Source organism: Pseudomonas sp. SWRI99, from assembly GCF_014270125.1.
In the GTDB taxonomy this organism is placed as follows: Bacteria; Pseudomonadota; Gammaproteobacteria; order Pseudomonadales; family Pseudomonadaceae; genus Aquipseudomonas; species Aquipseudomonas hamedanensis.
Window position 1 is genome coordinate 103,046 of the sequence record NZ_JABWQR010000022.1, and the last position, 15,585, is coordinate 118,630.

Here is a 15,585-nt window from a genome sequence, read left to right on the forward strand (position 1 = left end):
AAAGTTGGCACGACACCTGCTATCTCTATCGCATAACAAGAATAAAAAGCCGCAAACCAATAAAAACAAGACGAAACGACTCTGACATAACAAAAACAACACGGCAGAGACGCAGCTAACAGATTTTTTTGGAGAAGGTGTGCTTTTCAGGGTGCTCTCAGGAGTGACCCGCAACCGGGCAGAGAACAATAAAACTACCTTCAGGTAGCTCCCGAATCGGTTGGATCGCCTGGCGAGAAAGCAGATCAGCGCTCAAAAAAATACGTTTGCTCTTGACCCCGGATGGGGGTCGCCAAAACAGCGGTAAAGGGCCACGGTTGCCAAAAACAACAACAGACCGACCCTCAATAATAAAAAAAGAGCACGCGACGACAAAATTAAAGGGGAGCCTCGGCTCCCCTTTGTGCTTTGTGCAATTCCTGAATTCACCCCGATCCCTGTGGGAGCTGGCTTGCCAGCGATTGCGGTAGATCATTCAATATGGATGCTGGCTGACCTGACGCCATCGCTGGCAAGCCAGCTCCCACAGGGGCTGTGATTATCGCTCGATTGTTTTCAGCTCTTCGATACTGATCTCACGCATGCGGAATTTCTGGATCTTGCCCGTCACCGTCATCGGAAACGCTTCAACGAATTTGAAATGCCGCGGCGTCTTGAAGTGCGCGATACGTTCCTTGCACCAGGCTTGCAGTTCCAGTTCCGAGGCGCTGTGGCCGGGGTGGAATTTGATCCAGGCGACAATTTCTTCGCCATAGCGCGAACACGGAATGCCGATCACCTGGACGTCGGCCACCGCCGGGTGAGTGAAGAAAAACTCCTCCAGTTCACGCGGATAAATATTCTCGCCGCCACGGATGATCATGTCCTTGTTGCGCCCGGCGATATTGACGTAGCCCGCCTCGTTCATGCTCGCCAGGTCGCCGGTGTGCATCCACCCTGCCTCGTCGATGGCTTCAGCGGTGGCCTGTGGGTTGTTCCAATAACCCAGCATCACGCTGTAACCGCGGGTGCAGAGTTCGCCAATGGTGCCGCGGGGTACGAGATTCCCGGCCTCGTCGATGATTTTGCTTTCCAGCTGCGGCTGGGTGCGGCCGACGGTCGTCACGCGCAATTCCAGTTCGTCGTTCGGTCCGGTCTGTAGCGATACCGGGCTGGTTTCGGTCATGCCGTAGGCAATCTGCACTTCGCTCATGTGCATCTCGCGAATGACCCGGCGCATGACTTCAATCGGACACGTGGCGCCGGCCATGATGCCGGTGCGCAGGCTCGACAGATCGAATTCGCCGCGCTGTGGCTGATCGAGCATGGCGATAAACATGGTGGGGACGCCGTACAGGCCCGTGGCCCTTTCCTCGGCGACGGCTTGCAGGGTCAGCAGCGGATCGAAAGCGTCGTTGGGGTAAATCATCGTGCTGCCATGGGTGATGCAGCCGAGGTTGCCCATGACCATGCCAAAGCAGTGATACAACGGCACCGGGATCATCAGGCGATCGGCGGGGGTCAGGCCGATACTTTCGCCGACCATGAAACCGTTGTTGAGGATGTTGTAGTGACTGAGGGTGGCACCTTTGGGAAAACCGGTGGTGCCGGAGGTGTACTGGATGTTCACCGGTTGATCGAAATGCAGACTGTCGCTGCGTTCGCATAATTGTTGCGGCGAGACACTGCGGGCCAGATCGGCCAGTTGCGACCATGGCAGGAAGCCAGATGGCGGTTGCGCATCGAGACTGATCACCCCGCGCAGGTCCGGCAGGCGTTCGCTGTGCAACTGGCCGATGGATTGTTCGGCCAGTTCCGGCGCCAGGCCCTGCAGCATTTCGTGATAGTTCGAGGTTTTGAACGCGCCTGCACAGACCAGCCATTGACAGCCGGACTGCTTGAGCACGTATTCGAGCTCGGAACTGCGGTACGCCGGGTTGATGTTGACCAGGATCACGCCGATTTTCGCCGTGGCGAACTGGCTGATGCACCACTGCGCGCAATTGGGTGCCCAGATGCCGAGGCGGTCACCGGCCTGCAAACCGAGGGCGAGCAAGGCGCGGGCATGCAAGTCCACGGCGTCGCCCAGTTGCCGCCAGGAATAACGCAGCTGCTGATGGCGCACCACCAGCGCCTCGCCGTCCGGATATTGCGCGACGGTCTGATCGAAGCGCTGACCGATGGTCATCGCCAGCAAGGTTTTGTCCTGAGAACCGCGGGTATAGCTGCGCAGCGGTGTTGCACTGGGTTGATCCATGATGACCCCTATTGTCTTTATTAGTGGGCTGAAGCTGATGTGTGATTAGTGGGCTGAGGCTGATGTGTGGCGAGGGAGCTTGCTCCCGCTCGGCTGCGTAGCAGTCGTGAAATCTGCGACTCGGTGCACGCAGGTTTACCGCGATCAGCCATTTTGCGAGCGCTTCGCGCTCGAGCGGGAGCAAGCTCCCTCGCCACAATTTTTCATAGATGAAATGTCGAAACTGTCTCGTACTCTCGCCCAAGTTGACGCTTACGTAAAGCCGATTGACAGTCGAACTCATGAAGCTTTACGTTAACGTAAAGCTGAACGCCGATTCTCGAGCGCTTCACCCGATAAAAAAGCCAAAAGGTGACCCATGAGCTACCCATCCCTGAACTTCGCCCTCGGTGAAACCATCGACATGCTGCGCGATCAGGTTCAGTCCTTTGTCGCCGACCAGATCGCCCCGCGGGCGGCGCAGATCGATCAGGACAACCTGTTCCCGGCCGACATGTGGCGCAAATTCGGTGACATGGGCCTGCTCGGCATTACCGTGCCGGAAGAATACGGCGGTGCCGGCCTGGGTTATCTGGCGCACGTGGTGGCGATGGAAGAAATCAGCCGCGGCTCGGCGTCGGTGGCGTTGTCCTACGGCGCGCATTCCAACCTCTGCGTCAACCAGATCAACCGCAACGGCAACCACGAACAAAAGACCCAGTACTTGCCCAAGCTGATCAGCGGCGAGCACGTCGGCGCCCTGGCGATGAGCGAACCCAACGCCGGTTCCGACGTGGTCTCGATGAAACTGCGCGCGGACAAACGCGGCGACCGTTTCGTCCTCAACGGCAGCAAAACCTGGATCACCAACGGCCCCGACGCCAACACCTACGTGATCTACGCCAAGACCGATCTGGAAAAAGGCCCGCACGGCATCACTGCGTTCATCGTCGAGCGCGACTGGAAAGGCTTCAGCCGCAGCAACAAATTCGACAAGCTCGGCATGCGCGGCTCCAACACGTGCGAGCTGTTTTTCGATGACGTTGAAGTGCCGGAAGAAAACATCCTCGGTGTACTCAACGGCGGCGTGAAAGTGCTGATGAGCGGCCTCGATTACGAGCGCGTGGTGCTCTCGGGCGGCCCGACCGGGATCATGCAATCGTGCATGGACCTGATCGTGCCGTACATCCACGACCGCAAGCAGTTCGGCCAGAGCATCGGCGAATTCCAGCTGATCCAGGGCAAAGTCGCCGACATGTACACCCAACTCAACGCCAGCCGCGCCTACCTTTACGCCGTTGCCCAGGCCTGCGAGCGCGGCGAAACCACGCGCAAGGACGCCGCCGGGGTGATCCTCTACACCGCCGAACGCGCCACGCAAATGGCCCTCGACGCGATCCAGATTCTCGGCGGCAACGGCTACATCAACGAATTCCCCGCGGGCCGCCTGTTGCGTGACGCCAAGCTGTATGAAATCGGCGCCGGCACCAGCGAAATCCGACGCATGCTGATCGGTCGCGAACTGTTCAACGAGACGAAATGAATTTCGTCAGCTGCAAGCCGCAAGCTACAAGAGAACCACGCTCTTGCCCCAACTTGCAGCTTGCCGCTTGTAGCTAGAAGCTGCTTACGGAGTAAGCCCCATGATTCTGCACACTCAGCTCAACCCGCGTTCAGCGGAGTTCGCCGCCAACAGCGCGGCGATGCTCAAACAGGTCGACGCCCTGCAGACCCTGCTCGCCCAAGTGGCGCAGGGTGGCGGCGCGAAAGCCCAGGAGCGACACACCTCGCGCGGCAAGTTGCTGCCGCGTGAGCGCATCAATCGCCTGCTCGACCCCGGCTCGCCGTTTCTCGAGATCAGCCAACTCGCCGCTCACGCCGTGTATGGCGAAGAGGTGCCCGCCGCCGGGGTGATCGCTGGAATCGGCCGGGTCGAAGGCGTCGAATGCATGATCGTCGCTAACGACGCGACGGTGAAGGGTGGCTCGTACTACCCGTTGACCGTGAAAAAACACCTGCGCGCGCAGACCATCGCCCAGCAGAATCGCTTGCCATGCATTTATCTGGTGGACTCGGGTGGCGCCAATTTGCCGCGCCAGGACGAGGTGTTTCCGGACCGCGAGCACTTCGGGCGGATCTTTTTCAATCAGGCCAACATGAGCGCCATGGGCATCCCGCAGATCGCCGTGGTCATGGGCTCGTGCACCGCTGGCGGCGCTTATGTGCCGGCGATGGCGGACGAGGCGATCATGGTGCGCAACCAGGCGACGATTTTCCTCGCCGGGCCGCCGCTGGTGAAGGCCGCGACCGGCGAAGTGGTCAGCGCCGAAGACCTGGGCGGTGCTGACGTGCACTGCAAGACCTCCGGGGTGGCCGACCACTACGCCGAGAGTGACGAACACGCCCTCGCCCTCGCCCGCCGCAGTGTCGCCAACCTCAACTGGCGCAAGCTCGGCGAGTTGCAGCAACGCACGCCGATCGCGCCGCTGTACGCCAGCGATGAGTTGTATGGCGTCGTTCCGGCCGACGCCAAGCAGCCGTTCGACGTGCGCGAAGTGATCGCACGGCTGGTCGACGGTTCGCTGTTCGATGAGTTCAAAGCGCTGTTCGGCACCACGCTGGTCTGCGGTTTCGCCCATCTGCACGGTTACCCGATCGCGATTCTGGCGAACAACGGCATCCTCTTCGCCGAAGCCGCGCAGAAAGGCGCGCACTTCATCGAACTGGCCTGCCAGCGCGGCATTCCGTTGCTGTTTCTGCAAAACATCACCGGTTTCATGGTCGGGCAGAAATACGAGGCCGGCGGCATTGCCAAGCACGGCGCAAAACTGGTGACCGCGGTGGCGTGCGCCAAGGTGCCGAAATTTACCGTGATCATCGGCGGCAGCTTTGGGGCCGGCAACTACGGCATGTGCGGGCGGGCCTATGATCCGCGTTTCCTGTGGATGTGGCCGAATGCGCGAATCGGCGTGATGGGCGCCGAACAGGCGGCCGGCGTGCTGGTGCAGGTCAAGCGCGAACAGGCCGAGCGCAGCGGTCAGGCGTTCAGCGCCGAACAGGAAGCCGAGATCAAACAACCGATCCTTGATCAATACGAAGAACAGGGCCACCCCTACTATTCCAGCGCCCGGCTATGGGACGACGGCGTCATCGACCCGGCGCAGACCCGCGACGTGCTGGCCCTGGCCTTGTCCGCTTCGTTGAACGCGCCAATCGAACCGAGCCGCTTCGGCGTGTTCCGGATGTGATGCTTTTTTGCAGGAGCGAGCCTGTGTGGCGAGGGAGCTTGCTCCCGGTCCTGCAAAAAACCGTGGAGACGGATGAATATGAGTGATTTCAACACCCTTGAGCTACAGAGTGACCCACGCGGCTTCGCCACGCTGTGGCTCAACCGCGCCGAGAAGAACAACGCTTTCAACGCCGAAATGATTCGTGAATTGATCCTCGCCCTCGACAAGGTCGCCGGCGATGCCAGCCTGCGTTTCCTGTTGCTGCGTGGACGCGGCAGGCATTTCAGTGCCGGCGCCGACCTGGCCTGGATGCAGCAATCGGCGGAACTCGATTACAACACCAACCTCGACGACGCCCGTGAACTGGCAGAGCTGATGTACAACCTCGCCAAACTGAAAATCCCCACCGTGGCCGTGGTACAAGGCGCGGCGTTCGGTGGTGCGCTTGGACTGATCAGTTGCTGCGACATGGCCATCGGTGCCGATGATGCGCAGTTCTGCCTGTCGGAAGTGCGCATCGGTCTGGCGCCGGCAGTGATCAGTCCGTTCGTGGTGCAGGCGATCGGCGAACGTGCGGCACGGCGTTATGCGCTGACGGCCGAGCGCTTCGGCGGGCAGCGCGCGCGGGAGATCGGCCTGTTGTCGGAGAGCTATCCGGCTGCAGAGCTCGATCAACAGGTCGAACAGTGGATCGACAATTTGTTGCTCAACAGCCCCGCCGCCATGCGCGCCAGCAAAGATCTGCTGCGTGAGGTCGGCAACGGTGCGCTGACCCCGGCCCTGCGTCGCTACACCGAAAATGCCATCGCGCGGATTCGTGTCAGCCCGGAAGGCCAGGAAGGCTTGCGTGCCTTTCTGCAAAAACGCCCGCCGAACTGGCAAGCCGCAACCACTCAGGAGTCGCGTTGATGAGCGCACCCGTGATTACCACCTTGCTGGTGGCCAACCGTGGCGAAATCGCCTGCCGCGTGATGCGCACCGCCAAGGCCCTCGGACTGACCACCGTCGCCGTGCACAGCGCCACCGACCGCGAGGCGCGGCACAGCCGTGAAGCGGATATTCGCGTCGATCTGGGCGGCAGCAAAGCGGCCGACAGTTACCTGCAAATCGACAAACTGATTGCCGCGGCCAAGGCCAGCGGCGCGCAGGCCATTCATCCGGGATACGGTTTTTTGTCCGAGAACGCCGGGTTCGCCCGCGCGATCGAGGCGGCCGGGCTGGTGTTCCTCGGTCCGCCCGCCTCGGCCATCGACGCCATGGGCAGCAAGTCCGCCGCCAAAACCCTGATGGAAACGGCGGGCGTGCCGCTGGTGCCGGGCTATCACGGCGAAGCGCAAGACATCGAGACCTTCAGTGAGGCGTGTGAACGCATTGGTTATCCGGTGCTGCTCAAGGCCACGGCCGGCGGCGGCGGTAAAGGCATGAAGGTGGTCGAGCATGTCGGCCAGTTGGCGGAAGCCCTCGCCTCCGCGCAACGTGAAGCACAATCGTCGTTCGGCGATTCGCGGATGCTGGTGGAGAAGTACCTGCTCAAGCCGCGCCATGTGGAAATCCAGATCTTTGCCGATCAGCACGGTCATTGCCTGTACCTGAACGAGCGCGATTGCTCGATTCAGCGACGCCATCAGAAAGTCGTCGAAGAAGCCCCCGCGCCAGGCCTGACGCCTGAGCTGCGGCGAGCGATGGGCGAAGCGGCGGTCCGTTCGGCGCAAGCGATCGGTTACGTCGGCGCCGGCACCGTCGAGTTTCTGCTGGATGCTCGCGGTGAGTTCTTCTTCATGGAGATGAACACGCGGTTGCAGGTTGAACACCCGGTGACAGAAGCCATTACCGGTCTGGATCTGGTTGCCTGGCAAATTCGCGTCGCCCGTGGCGAGGCGCTGCCGATCACCCAGGCGCAAGTGCCGCTCAACGGGCACGCCATTGAAGTGCGGCTGTATGCCGAAGACCCGGCGAACGATTTTTTGCCGGCGACTGGTCGCCTCGACCTGTACCGCGAATCCACTGCCGGACCGGGGCGTCGGGTCGACAGCGGCGTTGCCGAAGGTGACGAGATTTCGCCGTTCTACGACCCGATGCTCGGCAAGCTGATTGCCTGGGGCGAGGATCGCGAGCAAGCTCGCCTGCGCTTGTTGAGCATGCTTGATGAATTCGCGATTGGCGGCTTGAAGACCAATATCAACTTCCTGCGCCAGATCATTGCCCACCCGGCGTTTGCCGCCGCTGAGCTGGACACCGGTTTTATCCCGCGTTATCAGGAACAGTTGCTGCCCGTGCCGGGGGCGCTGAGCGATGCTTTCTGGCATACCGCTGCGCAGGCCGTTGCGCAAAGTTTGCCGGCGGACGATACACAGTCGCCGTGGGCGTCAGCCAGTGGTTGGCGTGCCGGGCTGCCCAGCGAGATCACCCTTCACTTGAGCTGTGAGGGCGAGGATCGCGCATTGACCTTGAACGCAAATGGCAACGTAAGGCTTCACGGCGAAACACTGTTGATCGAACACGACGGTGTTCGTCGCCAGGTACGAGCGATTCGTCGGCATGACGCGGTGTATCTGCAATGGGATGGCCAGTTGCGCCGCATCGAAACGTACGATCCGATCAGCGCCGTGGAAGCTAGCCACAGTCATCAGGGCGGGCTGACCGCGCCGATGAACGGCAGTATCGTCCGCGTGCTGGTCGAGGCCGGACAAACCGTCGAAGCGGGCGCTCAGCTCGTGGTGCTGGAAGCCATGAAAATGGAGCACAGCATTCGTGCGCCCCATGCGGGCGTGGTCAAGGCGCTCTATTGCCAGGAAGGCGAAATGGTCGGCGAAGGCAGCGCGCTGGTGGAACTGCAAGAGCTGTGAACAAGCCGATCGATCCGCCGGCAAACGCGGATCGATCGGCCTAGAAACGTGCCGTTGCCTGGACCACGACACCGAGGATTCGGCATTCGTCGGTGAACAGCGCTTTCGGCCAGGTCGGGTTGAGCGGAACCAGGTAACGCTGGCCGCCCTCTTCGTCGAGTTTGCGAAAAATCGCTTCGTCGCTGTCGGGCCACTGCGCGATGACCAGTTTGCCCGGCACCGCCTCCGCTGCCGGATCGACCAGGATCAACATCCCTTCGGCCACGCTCGGGCCGCTGGGTGCCGTCATCGAATCGCCGGCCACCGTCAGCCAGAACGCGGCGCCACGGGCGTGGTAATCCGTCAGTTCGAACCGCTGCTTGCCTGAGACGGGCGCATAAGCGGTCTGTTCGCTCTCGCGCGCTTCGCACGGGGTACGCCAATCGCTTACCGGGTAGCGGAAGTACGGGTTGTACTTTTGCGCCAGCGGCATTTCGTCCGCAGGCGTCAGCTGCGGCTCGCGGATCACCAGCTCCACTTCCAGAAATTCCATGCCCAGCGCTTGCAGCACACGGTTCATTTGCGTAATGCCCGGCTCGCGACGTTTGTTCAGCCAATGGCCGATGCCGCCCTGGGACATGCCGACGCGCTCTCCGAGCTCTGTTTGAGTGATTTTGAGCTCACTCATTTTGGCCTTGACCAACTCAATCCATTTATCCATGTGCGGCACCTTACGCGGGAGCCTGCGGCCCGCAAAACACATATTGTAGTATTAAAATTCAAGTCACAATTACGGATCGTACTATCCTGAGCGAACGGACTTTCAATCCAACACGGAGTGGCCCCTAACGATGAACATCAACAGCAAAGACCTGCCCGATCTGCAAATGGACACCACCTTCACCTCGCCCCAAGGCACCGCCGCGGCCCAGCGAGCGCTCGACTATTACTTGAAACCAACTGTTTCAGAACCCCAGGCCGATGAGCGTTTTTTCGATGTCAGGCGCCACCTCAGCGGCGAGGAAGCGCTGGTGCATGCCTCGGATCTGTTGCGCTGCGCCGCGGCGACAGCCTTCAAAGCCGCCGAAAATCTGCAAGGCGCGAGTCGCGATCTGGCGTTCTCGGTGGTGCACATGGTGGATATGGCGCGGGCGATGGTTGACCACTCGCTTGACGGCAATGAGGCCTGAGCCATGAAAGCTCAAACGGACAGGAAAGAATTTTCCAATCGCGCAGATAAAACATTTGACTTGCAAATGATAATGATTATTATTGCAAGCAGCTGATCGAGAGATCAGTCGATAGACCAGAGACCTTAGGTCGGTCTTCTGGACTATCTCCTCATCAGGCTAATCACGGTTTTTGACCCGGCTTTTTGCCGGGTCTTTTTTTGCCCGTTTTTCGGGCTTGTGTCTTCAGGCTAATGAAGTCTTTGGGTGCTGCAAATTCGATGGCGCGGATAATATCAAAAGAATATTGGTTGGCAAGCCGAGCCCGGCCACACTGGGGCAAACTAACGACAATTAGCACTTGAGAATCAATCGCACAGTCTCTAAGCTGCCTTCGCGTCATGGAGGACGCCCCCCGCCACAAACCCCGCGATTCCCCTCGGTTTCACCGCTGTCTTGCGTGTAAAGTAGCCGCCATAAAAATCATATTCAGGATTCGATTATGACTGTGGCCAAATCTTCATTCGATATCAGCGCCAACTTCGACAGCGGCAATATCCAAGTCATCGACATCAGTAATCCGCTCAATCCGGTGCTGGCCATCCGCCCGGATACACGCAGCGCGCATTTTCAGTGGTTCCACTTCAAGGCCAGCGGCCTGCATGTTCATCAGGAACACTGGTTTCGCCTGGTCAATGCCAGCCAATCGACCTACAGCAAAGGCTGGCCGGGCTATCAAGCGGTAGCGTCGTATGATCACGTCAACTGGTTCCGCATCCCCACCAGTTTTGAAGGCGACAGCCTGCGCTTTTGCCTCGAAGCCGAGCAAACCCACGCCTGGTTCGCCTATTTCGAACCTTACAGCCGTGGCCGTCACGATTGGCTGATCGGGCAAGCGCTGAGCAAGGCTGGCACCGAACTGCTGGCGACCGGCAAAAGCGTCGAAGGCCGTGACATCCAGTTGCTGCGCAAAGGCAGCGGTGCCGAAGGCCAGCGCAAGATCTGGATTATCGCCCAGCAGCATCCGGGCGAGCACATGGCTGAATGGTTCATGGAAGGCGTGATTGAGCGCCTGGAACGTCAGGACGATCCGCTGCTGAACAAACTCCTGGCCAGCGCCGATCTGTATCTGGTGCCGAACATGAACCCGGACGGCGCCTTCCACGGGCATCTGCGCACCAACGCCATGGGCCAGGACTTGAACCGCGCCTGGCAGAGCGCCAGTCAGGAAATCAGCCCGGAAGTGCTTTTCGTCCAGCAACAGATGGAAAAATATGGCGTCGATGCGTTTATCGACGTACATGGCGACGAAACCATTCCTCACGTGTTCACCGCCGGCTGCGAAGGCAACCCTGGCTTTACGCCGCGCATCGAAAAGCTCGAAGAGCATTTCCGCAGTCACCTGAAGCACACCACCAAAGACTTCCAGACCACCTACGGCTACACCCGTGACGAACCGGGTCAAGCCAACATGACACTGGCCTGCAACAGCGTCGGGCAGAAATACGACTGCCTGTCGCTGACGCTGGAGATGCCGTTCAAGGACCACGACGACCACCCGGACAAGCTCACCGGCTGGTCGGGCAAACGTTCGAAGCAATTGGGCAAAGACGTGCTGACCACGCTCGCCGACATGGTCGATACCCTGCGCTGATCGCCCTCCCCTGTAATGACAAAAGATCGCAGCCCGCCTGCGATCTTTTGCTTTTAGGGGTCAGCCGCGATCGCGCCCGCGCAACATGCTCTCGAGCACCTCATCACGGCGCACCCAGCCATGAAACAGTGCCGCCGCCAAGTGCACCAGTATCGTCAGAAACAGCAGATAGGCCAGATAACCGTGGGCCTTGCGCAACAACGCAAACAGCTGTGCATCGGCCGGCACGATTGACGGCAAATGCACCGAGGCGCTGAGCATCACCGGCTCGCCCGAAGCGCTGATCATCGCCCAGCCGAGCAGCGGCAACACCAGCATCAACGCGTACAACAAGACATGGGAGCCCTTGGCTGCCAGCACTTGCCAGCCCGGCAGATCATCGGGCAGCGGCGGCTGGCGCGTGGTCCAACGCACCAGCAGGCGCACGATCACCAGCGCCAGAATCGCGATACCCAAGGGCTTGTGCAGATGGATCAGCCATTCATGGCGAGACGACACCGAAGTGACCATCCCGGCGCCGATAAACAGCATGGCGATGACCATCAGCGCCATCAGCCAGTGCAACAGGCGCGCCAGCAAGGCGAAATGAGTCGGTTGCTTGCTCATGGACGAGCCTCCTGTTTGGCCGCGGGCAACTGGCTGACTTCGCTGGTGCGACGCAGGTAGGAATCGGCGTAGCCGGCGGAACGCGCGGCAAGCAATGGATCGTCGGAACCTTGGATGCCGGCCGGCAACACCAGCGGGTCATAGTTGATGTCGCGGCACTCACCACTGAGCTGCGGCTGGGTTTTCTCCAGCACCAGCGTACCGGCGTTCAGCACCTTGCGTCCGACGGGCCAGGATTTGCTGGCATCGTTTACCGGATCGCCAGCGTTGGCCAGGGTGATGTTCAATTGGAAGCGCAATGGTGCAGCGGCCAAGCGTTGCACCAGATCCTTTTCCAGAAAGTCGGCGCCCTCAGGGGCGGTGGCACCTGCCGCGTCCTGCGCCAGTGGCGTCATGCTCCAGCGCACAGCCTGCTTTTTACCGCTGGCGTCGACCAGGTAAAACGCATTGACGCTGTTATAGGTTTCAGTGGCGTAACTGGCCGACGGCTTGGCGGTCTTCACCCACGTCAGGAACGGCACGGCTTCCGGGTGCGCAGCAAAGAATGCCGGGACCTTCGTCGGGTCGGGCTTACCGGTGGCCGGATCCGGTGACTGCGCCTGCTGCAATTGGTAGAACGCTTCGGGAGTGGCCACCGGGAACACCGGCATGCTGTTCATCCCGGTGCGCCATTGCTGGCCGTTCGCCTGGGTGAAGCGCAGCGCCAGACTGCGGATTGGCACGGCGCTGTCCGGCGCATACGGGTTGCCCGCCGGCAAGGCGAAGCGCCCGACCACCGGCGTCTGTGGTTGATTAAACACCTGCGCAGTAGAAAACGCCCGAGCCTCGCCACTGCTCTCGAAATGGCCGATCACGCAGACGCCCTTGGCGTGGTTGCGCCGAAAACCTTGATGCACGCCGTTGTTCTTTTCCAGCACATCGACCAGGGCCTTGGGCGTCAATCGCTGTGGGTCGAAGTTGCCATGTACGTAGGCCATCGCCCCGGCCACGGCGGCGACTACCACGGCAATGCCGCCCAGACGCAAAACCAGACTCGCGGCACTCAATGGCTGGCGCGGTGGCCTGCCGGGCGGTGCGGTGTTGGAAGACGAGCGATCAACCATGAAACTCTCCAGGCCAACGGCCATAGGTAGGAAGAATCAGCAAGACGCGCGCCGTCAGGGTTTATTCCATGGCGCAGTGTTTATTTTTCCGAACGTGGAATAACCTCCAGTGACGGACGTCTTCCTAGTCCACAGCGTAGTGACTAGTAGAATTTCATGAGCGAATTCGACGAACAGTTGAGAGAAATCATTCCGCGGCTGCGCCGCTTTGCCGTGTCCCTGACGCGCAACAGCAGCAGTGCCGACGATCTGGTCCAGGCCAGCCTTGAACGGGCGCTGTCAGCGTGGGGCGGCAAACGCACCGACGGCGATTTGCGCGCCTGGCTGTTTGCAATCCTCTACCGGCAATTTCTCGATGCCCATCGCCGCGCTCGGCGCTATGCGCGAATGCTCGAATTCTTCACCGGGCGCGACGACGCCGAACCGTCGGTAGAGCGCACCGTTATCGCCCGCTCGACCCTGCAAGCTTTCGATCGCTTGCCCACCGAACAGCGCGCGCTGCTGCTCATGGTGTCGGTGGAAGGCCTTGCCTATAAAGAGGTCGCCGAGATCCTCGGCGTCCCGACCGGCACCGTGATGTCGCGCCTGTCCCGCGCCCGCCAGGCCTTGCGCCAACTCAGCGACGGCGAAATCAGCAGCCCTTCTTTGCGGATACTCAAATGATCAGCCTGCCTCCCAGCGAGCATGACTTGCACGCCTACGTCGACCACCAGCTCAGCGACGCCGACCGGCGCACGCTGCACACCTGGCTGGCCAGCCACCCCGAGGAAGCGGCGCAAGTGCGCGCCTGGCAGCAGGATGCCCAACAGTTGCGTGCAGCCCTCAGTGGCGCGTTGCAGCAACCGGCCAACCCGGCGCTGGATCCGGCGCTGATCCGCCAGCGCCGCCGGCACCAGTCCCGACGCCATCTGGCCAGCGCGGCCGTGTTGCTGATCGCGGTCGGCATCGGCGGTTTCAGTGGTTGGCAGGCCAGGGAAATGACCCTGGCGCGCCCTTCCCCGTTACCGATGACCGACGCCTTGCAAGCCTATCGGTTGATTGCCCAGCAGGGCATCTTGCCGGCCGACTATCAAGTCGACGACGACGGCGACATGCAGCATTGGCTCGACCGCTACTTCAAGCAGGCCGGGCGCTTGCCGGATCTCAAAGCCGCCGGGTTCGAGCCGGTCAGCGGGCGTTTGCTGAGCACCGACGAAGGTCCGGCGGCGATGGTGATGTATGAGGATGGCAGTGGCCATAAAGTGAGTTTTTACGTGCGCCCGCCGGGGCCGAAGAATACGTTCCTGCCGCGGGGCAGTCGCAACGATGGCGATTTGCAGGCTGACTATTGGTCCGGTGCCGGCTACAACTATGCGCTGGTCAGCCCGACGGACTCGCCGGCGGCGCAGTTGCTCAAGCAATCACCACCGTTCTGAAATACCACCCTGCACTCGTCAGCTCCTACATTCGGGATCGTGCATATTTCATGGAGCTGGCGCCCGAGCTCTGGTTAAACTGGGACCGCCGCGCTCCCGGTGGAGCCGGCCCAATCAACCAGGAGTCTGCCCCGCGTGCCCGCCCGACCGACCAGACGATCACGATTGAGCCAACGCTGGCCGGTGTTGCAGCGCTTGTTCGGCAAGGGCCTGGCCGCCAGCGCGGCGCCTGATGGCAATGCCCGGTCGATCCGCGAATATTTCCGCGACAAGGCCCACCAGCAGGGTTACACCCTCAGCCGCAGCCAGCAGCAGGTGATTGACTGCATGGCGCAGCAGGCCAGTATTTTGCTCGACAGCCGCGCGCGCACGCCGCCCAGCCTGTACCTGTACGGCCCGGTCGGGCGCGGCAAGAGCTGGCTGCTCGACGGTTTTTTCCAGGCACTGCCGATCACCCGCAAACGCCGCCTGCATTTCCATCAGTTCTTCGCCCAATTGCATCAGGACATGTTCCGCCACCGTCAGTTGGAGGACGCGTTGGAGGTCACGCTCGACGAATGGCTGCAAGACTGCCAGGTCCTGTGTTTCGATGAGTTTCATGTCCACGATATCGGCGACGCGATGCTCATCAGCCGCCTGTTCAAGGCATTGTTCAAGCGCCGGATCGTGCTGTTACTGACTTCCAACTACGCGCCGGAAGGGCTGCTGCCCAATCCGCTTTATCACGCCCGCTTCAAGCCGGTGATCGAACTGATCAATGCGCGTATGCAGGTGATGGAGGTGGGTGGTCCTCACGACTATCGCAGCCAGGCCCGGCGCCATACGCATCAGCGGTTCACCCAGGGACATTACGTCTGGCCCGCCACGCCGGCCCAACGCCAGGCCCTGAACGTGCCGCCGCAGGCTGCGTCGGCCCTGACGCTCGCGGTCGGCACCCGCCACCTGCAGGCGCGCTTGTGCGAAGAGCGTCGGGTCGGTTTTACCTTCAGCGACCTGTGTGAACAGCCGACGGCCGTCATGGATTACCTGCAGCTGTGCCAGCGTTTCGATCAGTGGATCATCGATGACGTGCCGGCACTCGATGGCTGCCCCATCGCTGTGCAGCAGCGCTTCATCAACCTGATCGACGTGCTTTACGATCAGGACAAACACCTGACTTTGCTTGGCCGATTGCCGTTGTGCCAGAGCCTGGCGGGCAACGCGATCGACCTGGCACGTACGCGCAGTCGGTTGGGCCAGTTGCACGAAGTCCACGAAGCCGACTGACATATTGAACCCTGTGAGGGCGAACCCTGTGGGAGCGGCTTGCCCGCGAAGGGGTTTCGTCAGTCAACGTATCTGCGGCTGACACTGCGCTTTCGCGAGCAA

At 60.9% G+C, this 15,585-nt stretch carries 13 protein-coding genes; 9 read left to right on the top strand and 4 right to left on the bottom strand.

From position 1 onward, the window contains the following. Positions 1-538 precede the first annotated feature (538 nt). Positions 539-2,236 (bottom strand): AMP-binding protein, encoded by a 1,698-nt coding sequence (locus HU743_RS18625; protein WP_186650412.1) that lies wholly within the window; start codon positions 2,234-2,236, stop codon positions 539-541. Between the two features lie 358 nt (positions 2,237-2,594). On the opposite strand from HU743_RS18625, the gene HU743_RS18630 reads away from it, so the two are divergent. The 4 genes from HU743_RS18630 (at position 2,595) to HU743_RS18645 (ending at position 8,291) form a co-directional block, all read left to right on the top strand. Continuing rightward, positions 2,595-3,758 (top strand): isovaleryl-CoA dehydrogenase, encoded by a 1,164-nt coding sequence (locus HU743_RS18630; RefSeq protein WP_186650415.1) that lies wholly within the window; start codon positions 2,595-2,597, stop codon positions 3,756-3,758. Positions 3,759-3,858: 100 nt separating this feature from the next. Continuing rightward, positions 3,859-5,463 carry a carboxyl transferase domain-containing protein gene (locus HU743_RS18635; RefSeq protein ID WP_186650418.1) on the top strand — a complete coding sequence of 535 codons (1,605 nt, stop codon included), beginning with the start codon at positions 3,859-3,861 and terminating at the stop codon, positions 5,461-5,463. 78 nt (positions 5,464-5,541) lie between these two features. Further along, positions 5,542-6,354, top strand: coding sequence for a gamma-carboxygeranoyl-CoA hydratase (locus tag HU743_RS18640; RefSeq protein WP_186622037.1), 813 nt, complete (start codon positions 5,542-5,544; stop codon positions 6,352-6,354). After that, the gene (locus tag HU743_RS18645) at positions 6,354-8,291 is read left to right on the top strand and encodes an acetyl/propionyl/methylcrotonyl-CoA carboxylase subunit alpha (protein WP_186650422.1); all 1,938 of its coding nucleotides are present in this window, start codon (positions 6,354-6,356) and stop codon (positions 8,289-8,291) included. Before HU743_RS18640 ends, HU743_RS18645 begins: the two co-directional genes overlap by 1 nt. 40 nt (positions 8,292-8,331) lie before the next feature. On the opposite strand, the gene HU743_RS18650 is transcribed toward HU743_RS18645, so the two are convergent. Then, a complete protein-coding gene (locus tag HU743_RS18650) occupies positions 8,332-8,991 on the bottom strand; it encodes an XRE family transcriptional regulator (RefSeq protein ID WP_186650425.1) in 660 nt (219 codons plus the stop codon). A gap of 130 nt (positions 8,992-9,121) precedes the next feature. Here HU743_RS18650 and HU743_RS18655 point away from each other — a divergent pair, with 130 nt between their 5' ends. Both HU743_RS18655 and HU743_RS18660 read left to right on the top strand, forming a co-directional pair. After that, the gene (locus tag HU743_RS18655) at positions 9,122-9,460 is read left to right on the top strand and encodes a DUF3077 domain-containing protein (RefSeq protein ID WP_186650428.1); all 339 of its coding nucleotides are present in this window, start codon (positions 9,122-9,124) and stop codon (positions 9,458-9,460) included. A 481-nt stretch (positions 9,461-9,941) separates the two neighbouring features. Further along, positions 9,942-11,093 carry a carboxypeptidase family protein gene (locus HU743_RS18660; protein WP_186549888.1) on the top strand — a complete coding sequence of 384 codons (1,152 nt, stop codon included), beginning with the start codon at positions 9,942-9,944 and terminating at the stop codon, positions 11,091-11,093. A gap of 60 nt (positions 11,094-11,153) precedes the next feature. Here HU743_RS18660 and HU743_RS18665 read toward each other — a convergent pair whose 3' ends face one another. Continuing rightward, a complete protein-coding gene (locus HU743_RS18665) occupies positions 11,154-11,699 on the bottom strand; it encodes a cytochrome b (protein WP_186622042.1) in 546 nt (181 codons plus the stop codon). Further along, positions 11,696-12,802, bottom strand: a complete 1,107-nt coding sequence (locus tag HU743_RS18670; RefSeq protein WP_186650429.1) for a catalase family peroxidase — start codon at positions 12,800-12,802, stop codon at positions 11,696-11,698. Before HU743_RS18670 ends, HU743_RS18665 begins: the two co-directional genes overlap by 4 nt. Before the next feature lie 156 nt (positions 12,803-12,958). On the opposite strand from HU743_RS18670, the gene HU743_RS18675 reads away from it, so the two are divergent. From HU743_RS18675 to zapE, 3 genes are all read left to right on the top strand, one after another. Beyond that, positions 12,959-13,465 carry a sigma-70 family RNA polymerase sigma factor gene (locus tag HU743_RS18675; RefSeq protein ID WP_186650431.1) on the top strand — a complete coding sequence of 169 codons (507 nt, stop codon included), beginning with the start codon at positions 12,959-12,961 and terminating at the stop codon, positions 13,463-13,465. Then, positions 13,462-14,217, top strand: coding sequence for an anti-sigma factor (locus tag HU743_RS18680; RefSeq protein ID WP_186650433.1), 756 nt, complete (start codon positions 13,462-13,464; stop codon positions 14,215-14,217). The genes HU743_RS18675 and HU743_RS18680 overlap by 4 nt, the downstream gene beginning before the upstream one ends. A 135-nt stretch (positions 14,218-14,352) precedes the next feature. After that, positions 14,353-15,483, top strand: a complete 1,131-nt coding sequence (gene zapE / locus HU743_RS18685) for a cell division protein ZapE (protein ID WP_186650444.1) — start codon at positions 14,353-14,355, stop codon at positions 15,481-15,483. The last annotated feature ends 102 nt before the right edge of the window (positions 15,484-15,585 follow it).

What these genes read in the sequence shown, in the direction of transcription:
- HU743_RS18625 (WP_186650412.1), bottom strand. Translation starts at nt 2,236, where the DNA reads ATGGATCAACCCAGTGCAACACCGCTGCGCAGCTATACCCGCGGTTCT.
- HU743_RS18630 (WP_186650415.1), top strand. Translation starts at nt 2,595, where the DNA reads ATGAGCTACCCATCCCTGAACTTCGCCCTCGGTGAAACCATCGACATG.
- HU743_RS18635 (WP_186650418.1), top strand. Translation starts at nt 3,859, where the DNA reads ATGATTCTGCACACTCAGCTCAACCCGCGTTCAGCGGAGTTCGCCGCC.
- HU743_RS18640 (WP_186622037.1), top strand. Translation starts at nt 5,542, where the DNA reads ATGAGTGATTTCAACACCCTTGAGCTACAGAGTGACCCACGCGGCTTC.
- HU743_RS18645 (WP_186650422.1), top strand. Translation starts at nt 6,354, where the DNA reads ATGAGCGCACCCGTGATTACCACCTTGCTGGTGGCCAACCGTGGCGAA.
- HU743_RS18650 (WP_186650425.1), bottom strand. Translation starts at nt 8,991, where the DNA reads ATGGATAAATGGATTGAGTTGGTCAAGGCCAAAATGAGTGAGCTCAAA.
- HU743_RS18655 (WP_186650428.1), top strand. Translation starts at nt 9,122, where the DNA reads ATGAACATCAACAGCAAAGACCTGCCCGATCTGCAAATGGACACCACC.
- HU743_RS18660 (WP_186549888.1), top strand. Translation starts at nt 9,942, where the DNA reads ATGACTGTGGCCAAATCTTCATTCGATATCAGCGCCAACTTCGACAGC.
- HU743_RS18665 (WP_186622042.1), bottom strand. Translation starts at nt 11,699, where the DNA reads ATGAGCAAGCAACCGACTCATTTCGCCTTGCTGGCGCGCCTGTTGCAC.
- HU743_RS18670 (WP_186650429.1), bottom strand. Translation starts at nt 12,802, where the DNA reads ATGGTTGATCGCTCGTCTTCCAACACCGCACCGCCCGGCAGGCCACCG.
- HU743_RS18675 (WP_186650431.1), top strand. Translation starts at nt 12,959, where the DNA reads ATGAGCGAATTCGACGAACAGTTGAGAGAAATCATTCCGCGGCTGCGC.
- HU743_RS18680 (WP_186650433.1), top strand. Translation starts at nt 13,462, where the DNA reads ATGATCAGCCTGCCTCCCAGCGAGCATGACTTGCACGCCTACGTCGAC.